The organism is Paenibacillus sp. M-152 (assembly GCF_003856555.1).
Taxonomy (GTDB): Bacteria; Bacillota; Bacilli; order Paenibacillales; family Paenibacillaceae; genus Paenibacillus; species Paenibacillus polymyxa_C.
On sequence record NZ_CP034141.1, the window covers coordinates 4,458,620 to 4,470,795 of the forward strand.

Consider the following 12,176-nt stretch of genomic DNA (forward strand, 5'->3'; position numbering starts at 1 on the left):
AAGCTTTACGATATTCGGGATTATATTGAGTTAAATTTCAAGCTGCGTCTAGGAGTGGAAGTGTAACCGTTTCTGTTGATACCCTCTTTCCGCATGACTGTGAGTAATGACAACTTGCTCATTGTGGGCAACTTACGTTGAAGAGATTCATTCATGCGCTCATCGGTTGTTAAATGGAATAACATTTTTCCTATAATAATAGATGCTTTAGGCAGGCTATCAAGGAAGTAGCAGAGCTTTTCTATTGTCAGGTCAGAGTGATATGGAATTCCCAAAAGAGTAGATTTTGACACTAAGGAATTTTTGATAACGTCCCCATTTGGGTATATGATGTAGACTAGATCATTACTTCAATTGAAAAGGAGCGTGCCTTTATGTCTGATTCATTAGGAATGCTGACACCGGGTAGAAAAGTTTCTTTGAAAGAATGGGACCCCAAGGATACGAAGAATATCAAAAACAAAGAAGAAATCCGACAGGAAACAGATCAATTGAAGGAACGCTTCGCGGAATTACAAAGCAAATTATTTACAGAGAAAAAACAAGCCGTTTTGTTTGTATTTCAGGGTATGGATTGCAGCGGAAAAGATGGCGTCATCAAGCAGGTGTTTTCTAATCTTAACCCTGCGGGGGTGACTGTACACAGCTTTAAATCACCTACGACGGAGGAATTAAGCCATGATTTCTTGTGGCGCGCCCATAGCGTAACTCCAGGACGAGGATATATTGCAGCGTTCAACCGTTCTTACTACGAGGATGTGCTGATTACACGTGTCCACGGGCAGGTATCCGATAAACAGGCCAAACGGAATATAAAACATATCAAGCATTTTGAACAGTTGTTGCTGGATAGTGGTGTAAAGGTGGTTAAAATCTTTTTACATATTTCGAAGCAATTCCAGTTGGAAAAGCTGATTGACCGGATTGAGAAGCCTCGCAAAAACTGGAAGCTTGATCCGAGTGATTTGCAGGAACGAAAATTTTGGAAGCAATATACCCAATACTATGAGGATGTACTAGAGCTAAGCGCAACCAAGCAAGCTCCTTGGTATATTGTTCCTTCAGACAATCGTTGGTATAGAGATTATACTGTACTGCGGATTGCTGTCCAAACGCTAGAGGAAATGAAGCTGTCTGACCCTGATCCACGACCTGAACTCAAAGCACTTTTACCTGAATTATACAAAGAACGAGATAAAAAATAGTTAAATAGGCACAGCACTGAGCTTCCACCCTCCTATTTACGGCTGATAACGCCTTGATTGAGGGTTTGGAAGCTTTTATTGTGTGCTCACATGTCATTTTGAAAATTTATAAGATATAACTGACCCTGTACCCGATAGCTGCAGCTATAACTCCTACTATTACAGAAGACAATACATATACAGCCATACGTCGGTATTTTTTATGTTCCATCAGTTGAATAGATTCATAGCCGAATGTGGAAAAGGTGGTGTAGCCGCCACAAAAACCTGTTCCCAGCAGCATCCAGAGTGCAGGCGACAGATTGTGTTGCGTAAACTCGCCATACAGCCACCCTAACAGTAATGAACCGCTGATATTAATGATCCAGGTCCCCCACGGGAATACAGTACCCAACCTTTTTCCGGCCCACATGCCAAGCCCGTATCTTGCTATTGTACCCACCATTCCGCCTGCCGCCGCCCACCAGATCATAAGCGTTCCCCCTTGGGGGCAGTCTGCGTCATTTTTGTGCCTAGACGGATACCTGCCCACGTTAAAAGTAAGCCTACGCCTACGCTCAGCAGTAGATACAACACAGCCGTCAGCATGCGATCATGAACCGTGAGGCGTACAGCATCCACTGCAAAGGTGGAAAAGGTGGTAAATCCCCCTGTAAAGCCTGTTCCGATGGCAAGTCGCAAATGTGGTTTGATCCGCCACGATCGCAAGGTTACCGTAAAGAACCAGCCTAGGAACAGACAGCCGAGCCAATTCATTAGCAACACGCCAAGCGGAAAATCGGCCCCAGCCGCAGGCAACAGTAATTGCAGGCTGTAACGAGCAGAGGTTCCGATCGCTCCACCCGCGGCGACGAATAGTACCTCTTTCATTTTTTATCCCCTTCTTCGCTCTTACCGGATCATGGTGTAACATGACAACAAATCGTACACACTCCGTATATTAAAGTCACCCATATATTAAGATTGTGAATCCCGCCAACGCTGATTTTGCCTGATTTTAGACTCATTTCCCTGCTCAGTGGCCTGGTAAAAGGTCTGATCTGCTATCGAATCGGGCAAATATTGCTGCCTTACATAGTGATTCGGAAAATTATGCGGATATTGATAGCCAACATGGCCGAGTTTTTCCGAGCCCTTGTAGTGTGCATCGCGCAGATGCAGCGGCACCTCGGCCGATTTCATATCGTCCATGGCCGACATGGCCCGTGAAATCGCCGTATATACGGCATTCGACTTGGGACTTTCCACAGCGAATAAAATGGCCTGTGCAATGTTCAGTTTGGCCTCAGGCCAGCCGTTATTGCGGTAGGCTTCAAGCGCACTCACTGCTTGGACCATCGCCTGCGGGTTCGCCAGGCCAATGTCCTCGCTGCTTGCTGCGATAAGGCGGCGAATAAAGGTCATCGGGTCCATACCGAGCTTCTCTACGGCATACAGGAACCAGAATAGCGCCGCGTCGCTGGAACCGCGAATGCTTTTGTGAAAGGCAGACAGCACGTCATACTGTGTAGACTCGTCTGCCTTGACAATCGGGCGGCGGATGGATTCCTCTGCCACTTCCAGCGTCACATGAATTGTGCCATCTGCTAGTGGAGGTGTCGTGAGCGCCGCCAGTTCCAGCGCGTTCAAAGCACGGCGGATATCGCCATTCGCCATGGACGCAATGTGATCCAGTGCAGCTTCGTCTACCTGAAGCTGCATATAGCCGAGCCCCTTGTCCGCATCGCTCAAGGCGCGGCGCATAGCGGCCAGCGAATGCTCCTGGGTTAGCGCTTCAAGCTGGAACAGTGTAGAACGGCTCATTAAAGCGCCGTTGACGTAATGAAAAGGGTTTTCCGTCGTGGCGCCAATAAACACGATCGTCCCCTTTTCCACCGCAGGCAGCAATGCATCCTGGCGTGAACTGTTAAAACGATGTACCTCGTCAAGAAACAGAATGGTCTTTTTGCCATACATTGATTTATTCGTCTGTGCACGGTCAATGACTTCTCTTACATCCTTCACAGAGGCTTCTACTGCATTTAGACGGACGAAATCGCCTTGTGTGTGTTGAGAAATAATATGTGCCAGTGTCGTTTTGCCGCAGCCCGGTGGCCCGTAGAGCAATATAGAAGAAACCTGATCAGCCTCTATAGCTCTTCGCAACAGCTTGCCCGGACCCACAACATGCTCCTGTCCAATATATTCATCCAGCGAAGTCGGACGCAGGCGGTCTGCAAGCAACCGATTGTTTGGCGTTGATTCCTGGGAATATGAAAATAAGTCCATTTCATTCACTTCCTTTTCATTTATGAACGAACACTTTCTTTTTTCATTGAAAACAAGTTCGCCCATACAGCTAAAAGACATGAAAATTCAATTTATCTACTGCATTAAAACGATGATAAACCGCCTCTTATTCTACCATATCGGTTAATAAGTTGCAGATAGCCTGGTCACGGTATAACTGTAGCCCTACACGTGATTCAACTAAAAAGAAAGAACAGCCTAGGACGAAAAATGAATTTCGTGGCTGTTCTTTGGTTGGCATGACATACAGCGTTCTAATTACTCCGTTTGCGCCTGTACGTAACTTGGAAGTGGACCGTCATGCAATAACCACAGCTCATGCAGCGCACGCGTACATCCTACATACAACAGCTTGGCATCCCATGTCCGTTCTCCATAATGATCCTGGTCGGCATCGGCCACAATAACTGCATCAAATTCCAGACCTTTGGACAGATATACAGGCAGCACAGACAAGCCGCCTTCATATTGCTTTTTACCACCGTCAATCAAATGGACATCCAATCCCGCACTTGTGAAAACCTCATGCAGCTCTACAGCTTCTTTTAAGGTACGTGTCAGCACAGAAACAGTACGATACTCCTTAGAGGAAAGCTCTTTTAAAGCGGTGAGCAAACTCTCCTCACGTACAGAGGAGTCGTAAGACACGGTACGCACCGGATCGCCGCTACGAAATACCGGAACCGCTGTAATGCCGCCACGTACTCCCTGCTCCAAAATTGTATTTGCAAATTCTATAATTTCCAAAGTTGATCTATAACTCCGTGTAAGTGCAAAATACTCCGTTTGTTCAGGCGCAAAAAGAGAACTCATTTCCTCCCATGCATGTACACCACGATATTCATGAATCCCCTGCGATAAATCGCCCAGTATCGTAAAGGAATGCCCTTTTACGAACAAATCCAGCAAAGCGATATGAAATGGTGAAAAATCCTGCGCTTCATCAATGACCACATGGTCAAAACGTTGAGATGATTCTACCTCATGAATCAGCACGTGAAGATATACTAACGCAGTTAGATCCTCTTCACGAATTATCTGACTTCGCAGGTCTGACTGTGTGGCCTTAAAGATGGGAGCCGGCAAAGAAGCCTTCATTTCCGCAGCGGTCTCTGCGGGTAACCCTTTAGCTGCCTGAAAAAGCTGCTTGTAGAGCGTCAGTGCGTCGTATTGGGGCCATTTTTTAGCATACGCCTTTTCCCGAGATCCGGCTTTTTTCTTCCGTTCCTTGAGCGCAGCCGCCGAAGGTGACTTTTTCAGTTCCATCTCAATCCAGCGATGGACTCTTGCCAGCACACGCTCCTTCCGCTTCGCGAGCGGATAGGGCTTATATTCCTCATTGAACCAATTCAAAATCTCAGTTCGGGACAGCACCGCACCATCCCAAGGTGAAAAGTCGCCCTCAGGCACCGAGATAGGCTCCAGTCGTTCCACAAAATCCTGAAGCAGCTTCATAAAATGAACCGACCCCTTAAATCTACCCGGCGCCTCATCCATAGATTCCGTTCTTAAGCCGCCACTTTCAAACCAATAAGATAACGTTTCAGTAGGATCTGCCAAAGATAAATCCAGCCCCAGTAAACCTAGCGCCCAATCTGCAAATGTACTTTGCTGAATATTTCCGACCCCCAGCTCTGGAAGTACATCTGAAATATAATCGAGAAACATATGGTTGGGTGCGAAAATAACCATTTTGTCTGCCGATACCTGATCCTTGTATTGATACAGCAAAAATGCGAGTCGATGCAGCGCTACGGTCGTCTTGCCACTACCCGCTACCCCCTGAATAACGAGGGCTGTATTTTTAGCCGCGCGGATGATCTGATCTTGCTCCGCTTGAATGGTAGATACGATATCCCGTAAACGGTTATCCTTGTTCTCTCCCAAACGATAAACGAGAAATTCATCAGAAACGGCAGGCTCGTCACTTTCACGATTGTACGTATCCGCTACCCGTTCCAGGATCCTTTTACGAATGACAACGTTACGTTTCAGATACACCAAGCCTTCGACAGTTCCCTCAGGAGCTTCATAGGACGCCGTTTCTTCACCACCTGTAAACGAATAAAACAAGCTAGCAATCGGTGCACGCCAATCAATCACCAGCGGATACGCTGACGTTTCTTCACGCTCCACCCCGATTTTACCGATATAAAGCGGCTTCCGCTGCCCTCTACCGCGCTCGTCAAAATCCATACGCCCAAAGTAAGGCTCTTGCGAGCTTTTGGCCAAAGCCTGGCGTTTTTCCTCCCGTGCCGATTCCAGTACTTGCTCCGTAAAGTCATGCCCGGTGTAAACCGGTGTATTGCGAAGCCGTTCCAGCCTCCGATCAATTTCCTCCATAGCAAGCGACAGCCTGTGCTGTTCTTCTTGATAGGCACTTTGAAACTCATTCTCCATTTCAGTTACCTCCTAAGAATATCAAGTCTCGATTTCTGCATCTTATCACTTGCTCCGACACAAAAAAAGGAAAGTAAGCGTAACACATTTGACCACAAAAATCCAACCTTATTTCCTAATACGCCCATTTCCCTGCCCTTTCACAAAGTATGGAGCTTTTCTCCCATCTCCACAAACTGCTTTTGAGCCAGCTCGCGGTACACCTGATGCGTCTCTAATAACTCGGTATGGGTCCCTGCACCAGTTACATTGCCCTTGTCCAACACAATAATTTGATCGGAGTGGACCACTGTAGACAATCGGTGTGCAATGACAATCGTTGTGCGTCCTTCCATCAAGTTCGCTAAGGCCTTCTGCACCTCATGCTCGGATGAGCTGTCCAGGCTAGAAGTAGCCTCATCCAGCATGAGGATGTCAGGGCTGCGAAGAAGCGCACGTGCAATGGCGATCCTTTGACGCTGCCCGCCGGAGAGCTTCATTCCCCGCTCCCCTACCTCCGTATCATAGCCTTGAGGTAGATCCATAATAAATGTATCCGCATACGCCATCATGGCAGCTCGTCTCACTTCTTCCAAATCAGCTTCGCGTCCTAAGCCATACGTAATATTATCTCTAATCGTTCCGGTCATCATTGAGCTTTCCTGTGATACATAACCAATTTTGGAGCGCCAGGAGGAAAGTGTATATGAAGATATCGATTCGTCTCCGTAACGAATTTCCCCTGTATCTGGCACATAAAAGCGTTCCAACAATGAAAACAAGGTGGACTTCCCACTTCCGCTCGGCCCCACGAATGCTGTCGTCCGGTTAGCCGGTATGACCAGGTTTGCATGATGAAGAACCTCCTCACCTTCGGTATAGGAAAAAGCAACATCACGAAATACAATATCTCTGCTCTCTTTTGCCGCTTCCTGCTTCAATTCAAGTGGTTCCTCTTCGTGATCTAAAATAGTCTGAATCCGTTCAGTGGCCCCAACCACCTTTTGCAGACGTGAATACAAGGTCGTGAATTGGGCCATCGGTGTAATCACCTGAAATAGTAGCAAAATAAAAGCCACCAAATCCCCCGCAGTCAGCACACCCGATGCGACGCGAACACCACCAACACCCAATATAATAACCAGCACCGCAGTTAGCAAAAAGGTAGAAATAGGACCTACAAGGGCCAATATACGTGACTCCTGCAACCCGAAGCGGAACATACGGTAAATGCGATCCTCCCCGGCCTGTGCCTCTCTGCTTTCCGTTCCGTAGGCCTTGACCAGCCTGATTTCGCCGATAACCTGACTCAGTACTGAGGTCAGATCTGCCATCTCATCCTGCTGTTTTTTGGAGATACGATACATTTTTCTGCCTACCGGAAATAAAATCAGGGCTGTTAGCGGAACAATGGTCATAATAATGAGCGTCATCACCCAATCCAGATAAAATAACAACGCAATACCACCAATAATTGCAATTACATTAGAGATCAGATTAACTAGATACTCGGTAATTAAGTTCATAATCAGGCTTGTATCATTGGTAACTCGACTCATCGTATCTCCTGACCGATTTCGATCAAAGTAAGGGATAGGTAGAGATAAGATTTTATGCCATAAACGTTTGCGCAAATTAGCCACAATCTTATGCCCGGCATAGTTCAACATATAGATCGAAACCGCCGAAGCTACCGCTTGAAGCACAAAAGCGCCAAGCAGACCAATAATGACCATACGGTTCAGTGAAGAAAAGGTTAAGCCATCAATTAACCCTTTGGTCATCATCGGTACGATTAAACCAGCAATCGTCTGAATCAGGGTCAGAATCAGGGCAAGGATCAGAATGGCCTTGGGCGGATGTGCACTCGCAATCAGTTTGATAAACCGACCCATACCAGCCTTATCCGGCCTTTTCCCCGGCTTTTCCTTCGTCCGATCCTCCTGCTCATCTTGTCGCCCATGATGTTCTTTTTCCATAAACCATCAACCTCGCTTCCTGTCTGACCATTTCTTGTTCAAACAACAACACCCGCGCTCTGCGCGGGTATGAACAGTACAACCTATCTTCGAGTTTACTACACCAGAGAATGAAGCACAAAGTTAGCCACAAACAGTACAGAAATGATATATAATGCGACAGGCACTTCCTTGCCCCGTCCTGCTGCCAGCTTGGCTACGGGGTATGCAATAAAACCAAATGCCATCCCATCTACAATACTGTAAGTAAAGGGCATCATCACCATGATCAGAAACGCAGGAAACGATTCGGTAAAATCACTGAAATCCATCTCTCGCACATTTTGCACCATTAGGCCCCCGATAATGATTAATACAGGCGCAATGGCACTGTCAGGAATATAAGCCAACAGTGGAATAAAGAAAAATGTCGCTCCGAATAAAATTGCTGTTACCAGCGGTGTCATTCCCGAACGTCCCCCTGCGGCGATACCAGCCGTCGATTCCGCAGCGGCTACTGCGGGACTGCTGCCCAGAATACCAGCAAAAATATTGGTCACAGCCAACACACGCAAGCTATTCTTAAAAGAATCCGGTCTTCCAATCATGTTGGTCTGTGCAGTAATCATTCCAACATTCTCGAACAGCACAATCAGTAACAGCAAAAAAACAGCGATCCAGAAGGCTACCGAGACGATGCCTGAAAAAGAAAGTTCTCCAAACAATTGCCCGTACTGTCGTACTGTTTCAGAGGTTCGCACCGTGCTTGCCGGCTCTACAGCCCCCAGTACGTATGCAAGCCCAGTTCCTGCTAAAATGCTGATCAGCAAACCTCCCTGAACGTTACGCACAAATAATACAATAGCAAGCAGTAATGTTACACAGGCTGTAATCACCTTAGGATCATTAAAATGACCAATAGCCACAAAAGTCGTTTGATGTGCAATCACGATCCCGCTTTTTTGCAAGCCGATAAAGGTTAAAAACAAACCAATGCCCACCGTAATTCCATGTTGCAAATTGTGGGGAATCGCCTGGCTTATCAGCTTGTACAATGATGTAAATGCCACAATGGCGAATATCACCCCTGTGACGGCAACTACCATCAACGCTTCCTGCCAGCTCAGCTTCATGGAATGTACGAGCGTGTAAGTGAAAAAGGCGTTAATCCCCATCCCTGGTACAACGACCATGGGAGACTTTCCGCCAAAAGCCATCAGTAGACAGCCGATCATCGATGTCAGCAGCGTCCCGAGCATTGCCCCTTGAAGAGGAATGCCCGCATCTGCCAAGATAGTTGCATTAACCATAATAATGTATACAACGGAAAAATAAGAAATGGCACCCGCGGCTAATTCCTTTTTCCAATGATGCTCGGGCTTGAAACCGAGACTTCTGGACCATAGCCCATCCTTCATACCAAAACCCTCCAGCAAGTTGTTCAATCTGTTTGCAGTAAGCTGCGTTTTTTCAAAACAAAAAGAGCTGTAGCCTACTGTGACACCAAGAAGTGGTGCACAGAACTACAGGTCTTAAAAGTGAATACATACTACTGTAATCTATAAATGTACTGTCATGCTACTTTTTCAGCTTACACACCAGCGCGCTCTAACAAATCCTTCACAGCCACACTTACCATGATCAAGCCTGCTACCGGAGGTACAAAAGCATTGCTTGCAGGCGGCTGTTTCGCCTTCCGGATTTCAGGTGCGTTGGCAGGTACAATTTTTTTGGTAATTTCTTCGCGCGGCTTCATTGGCTCCTCATCAGAGAATACAACCTTGACGCCTTTGGTAATGCCTTCCTTGCGCAGCTTGGTGCGGATGACACGGGCAATCGGGTCCATTCTTGTCTTGGAAATATCAGCTACTTGAAAACGACTTGGATCCATTTTATTCGCAGCGCCCATACTGGAGATCATCGGAATTCCACGCTTCAAGCATTCTTTAATCAAATGAACTTTGTAAATAATCGTATCTGAAGCATCCAGCACATAATCTAGATCGTACTTAAATAGCTCCTCATATGTTTCTTCTGTATAGAACATGTTCAGTGCAATTGCTTCACATTCAGGATTAATCAGCTTCACACGCTCTACCATCAGATCAGCCTTTTTTTGACCTACTGTTGTCGTCAGCGCATGAATTTGGCGATTAATATTGGTAATATCTACGACATCCTTATCAATCAAAATAATGCGTCCAACACCCGTTCGGGCCAGCGCTTCCACTGCAATCGAACCGACACCGCCGATACCCAATACAGCTACCGTGCTATTTTTCATAACCTCCAGACCTTCCGTCCCGATGGCCAGTTCCGTGCGTGAAAATTGATGCAGCATATGGTAATCCTCCCTCACTGGTTTAAACTCTATGCTGGAACTCCAGCATACAAACCACGAACCCATTATCCATAAAAGGTTAACGGGTTCACGGCATTCTATAATCTATTTACATGCCAACAGATGGCAATTTGCAAAATACAACGTTTGTCTTAAGCTTTAGGCGCAACAGGCTTCGGAGCAAGACGAATATGAAGCTGATCCAATTGAGCTTGATCCACTTCGGCTGGTGCATCCATAAGCAGGTCTGTCGCGCTGGCTGTTTTCGGGAATGCAATGGTTTCACGCAGATTTGTACGACCTGCAAGCAGCATGACAAGACGGTCAAAACCGAAGGCAATACCACCATGTGGAGGCGTACCATATTCAAATGCATCCAGCAAGTAACCGAATTTATCCTTCACTTCTTCAGGCGGCAGGTTGAGTGCTTTGAACATTTTCTCCTGAACTTCACGTTTGAAAATACGCATTGAGCCACCACCCACTTCGTAGCCGTTCAGCACGATGTCGTAAGCCTGAGCACGAACTTGACCTGGATCTGTGTCCAAGAGGGCCAGGTCTTCTTCCTTCGGACGAGTGAACGGATGGTGCTCCGCTACATAACGTTTTTGTTCTTCGTCATAGCCCAGAAGCGGGAAGTCTACGACCCAGGCAAATTTGAATTTGTTATCGTCGATGAGCCCCAAATGACGGCCAATTTTCAGACGAAGCGCGCCCAAAACATCAGCAACTACTTTTTTATTATCCGCAGAGAACAGCAACAGATCGCCTTCTTCGGCTCCCGTACGTTCTTTCAAGGCTTCGATTTCTTCTGGTGTGAAGAATTTAACGATAGGCCCCTTGAATTCGCCTTCTTTCACTTGGATCCAAGCCAAGCCCTTGGCTCCATAACGCGCTGCGAAAGGACCCAGGTCATCAATGTCCTTACGGCTCCACGTGCCACATCCTTTGGCATTAAGGACTTTAACTTCGCCACCCTTTTCAATGACGGAAGCAAATACTTTCACTCCACTGGTTGCCACGATATCATTAACATTTACCAGCTCAAGACCAAAACGCAGGTCAGGCTTGTCAGAACCATACTTGTCCATTGCCTCTGCATGTGTAATTCGTTGGAACGGTGTTTCCAGTTCTACCCCAACTGTTTCTTTGAACAATTTCACCATCAGACGCTCCATCATAGGCAGCAAGTCATCCTGTTGCATGAAGGAAGTCTCAATGTCGATCTGCGTAAATTCAGGCTGGCGGTCAGCACGCAAATCTTCATCACGGAAACAACGTGCAACTTGGTAGTAGCGCTCCAGGCCGCCCACCATCAGCAATTGCTTGTACAATTGTGGCGATTGCGGCAAGGCAAAAAATTCGCCTTCATGCACTCGGCTAGGCACCAGATAGTCACGTGCGCCCTCTGGGGAGCTTTTCGTCAAAATCGGTGTTTCCACTTCAATGAAATCTTCACCGTCCAGGAAGTCGCGGAATACTTTTGCTGCTTTGGAACGCAGTTTCAAAGTCTGATGCATTTCCGGACGACGCAGGTCCAGATAACGGTATTTCAAACGCAGCGACTCGTCAACTTCTACGCCATCTTCAATGAAGAACGGAGGTGTTTTGGATGCATTCAATACTTCGATTTCTGTGACACGCACTTCAATTTCACCTGTAGGCAAGTTCGAATTGATCGTTTCTGCATCACGTTTAACAACGGTACCAGTAACCTCTAGCACATATTCACTGCGAACACGGTCCGCAATTTGCAGTGCGTCACCGGAATAGGCCGGATTCAACACGATTTGTACAATTCCGCTACGGTCACGCAGGTCTATAAAAAGTACGCCCCCTAAGTCACGACGGGTCTGTACCCAACCGTTCAATGTAACTGTTTCTCCGATATGCGCATGAGTCAATGCGCCGCATTGATGACTCCTTTTCATAATACACACTCCTGTTAGGTTTAGTAGTTAATGCTATATGGACAGCCAGAGGGAAACTCCCCCTGACTGATGT

Annotated in this window: 9 protein-coding genes; 1 reads left to right on the top strand and 8 read right to left on the bottom strand. The window is 46.8% G+C overall.

The features are described 5' to 3' along the window. Nucleotides 1-374: 374 nt before the first annotated feature. Nucleotides 375-1,205 (top strand): PPK2 family polyphosphate kinase, encoded by an 831-nt coding sequence (locus EGM68_RS19390; RefSeq protein WP_129549847.1) that lies wholly within the window; start codon nt 375-377, stop codon nt 1,203-1,205. 106 nt (nt 1,206-1,311) lie between these two features. Here EGM68_RS19390 and crcB (EGM68_RS19395) read toward each other — a convergent pair whose 3' ends face one another. The 8 genes from crcB (EGM68_RS19395) to aspS form a co-directional block, all read right to left on the bottom strand. Further along, on the bottom strand, nt 1,312-1,677 hold the full coding sequence (gene crcB, locus EGM68_RS19395) for a fluoride efflux transporter CrcB (protein WP_129549848.1): 366 nt from the start codon (nt 1,675-1,677) through the stop codon (nt 1,312-1,314). Then, a complete protein-coding gene (gene crcB, locus EGM68_RS19400) occupies nt 1,674-2,075 on the bottom strand; it encodes a fluoride efflux transporter CrcB (RefSeq protein WP_129549849.1) in 402 nt (133 codons plus the stop codon). Before crcB (EGM68_RS19400) ends, crcB (EGM68_RS19395) begins: the two co-directional genes overlap by 4 nt. A gap of 87 nt (nt 2,076-2,162) precedes the next feature. Beyond that, nucleotides 2,163-3,473, bottom strand: a complete 1,311-nt coding sequence (locus EGM68_RS19405; RefSeq protein ID WP_090738437.1) for a replication-associated recombination protein A — start codon at nt 3,471-3,473, stop codon at nt 2,163-2,165. 279 nt (nt 3,474-3,752) lie between these two features. Beyond that, nucleotides 3,753-5,894 (bottom strand): HelD family protein, encoded by a 2,142-nt coding sequence (locus tag EGM68_RS19410; RefSeq protein WP_129549850.1) that lies wholly within the window; start codon nt 5,892-5,894, stop codon nt 3,753-3,755. Between the two features lie 140 nt (nt 5,895-6,034). Continuing rightward, nucleotides 6,035-7,852 carry an ABC transporter ATP-binding protein gene (locus EGM68_RS19415; RefSeq protein ID WP_058710640.1) on the bottom strand — a complete coding sequence of 606 codons (1,818 nt, stop codon included), beginning with the start codon at nt 7,850-7,852 and terminating at the stop codon, nt 6,035-6,037. A 98-nt stretch (nt 7,853-7,950) separates the two neighbouring features. Further along, entirely contained in the window at nt 7,951-9,249 is a 1,299-nt protein-coding gene (locus EGM68_RS19420) for an NCS2 family permease (RefSeq protein ID WP_013372625.1), read from the bottom strand. 173 nt (nt 9,250-9,422) lie between these two features. Then, the gene (locus tag EGM68_RS19425) at nt 9,423-10,172 is read right to left on the bottom strand and encodes a tRNA threonylcarbamoyladenosine dehydratase (RefSeq protein ID WP_013372626.1); all 750 of its coding nucleotides are present in this window, start codon (nt 10,170-10,172) and stop codon (nt 9,423-9,425) included. A 152-nt stretch (nt 10,173-10,324) separates the two neighbouring features. Continuing rightward, the gene (aspS, locus tag EGM68_RS19430; RefSeq protein WP_129549851.1) at nt 10,325-12,103 is read right to left on the bottom strand and encodes an aspartate--tRNA ligase; all 1,779 of its coding nucleotides are present in this window, start codon (nt 12,101-12,103) and stop codon (nt 10,325-10,327) included. Nucleotides 12,104-12,176 lie beyond the last annotated feature (73 nt).

Bases quoted from the DNA above. Each gene is read 5' to 3' on its own strand.
- EGM68_RS19390 (WP_129549847.1), top strand. From the start codon at position 375: ATGTCTGATTCATTAGGAATGCTGACACCGGGTAGAAAAGTTTCTTTG.
- crcB (WP_129549848.1), bottom strand. From the start codon at position 1,677: ATGATCTGGTGGGCGGCGGCAGGCGGAATGGTGGGTACAATAGCAAGA.
- crcB (WP_129549849.1), bottom strand. From the start codon at position 2,075: ATGAAAGAGGTACTATTCGTCGCCGCGGGTGGAGCGATCGGAACCTCT.
- EGM68_RS19405 (WP_090738437.1), bottom strand. From the start codon at position 3,473: ATGGACTTATTTTCATATTCCCAGGAATCAACGCCAAACAATCGGTTG.
- EGM68_RS19410 (WP_129549850.1), bottom strand. From the start codon at position 5,894: ATGGAGAATGAGTTTCAAAGTGCCTATCAAGAAGAACAGCACAGGCTG.
- EGM68_RS19415 (WP_058710640.1), bottom strand. From the start codon at position 7,852: ATGGAAAAAGAACATCATGGGCGACAAGATGAGCAGGAGGATCGGACG.
- EGM68_RS19420 (WP_013372625.1), bottom strand. From the start codon at position 9,249: ATGAAGGATGGGCTATGGTCCAGAAGTCTCGGTTTCAAGCCCGAGCAT.
- EGM68_RS19425 (WP_013372626.1), bottom strand. From the start codon at position 10,172: ATGCTGCATCAATTTTCACGCACGGAACTGGCCATCGGGACGGAAGGT.
- aspS (WP_129549851.1), bottom strand. From the start codon at position 12,103: ATGAAAAGGAGTCATCAATGCGGCGCATTGACTCATGCGCATATCGGA.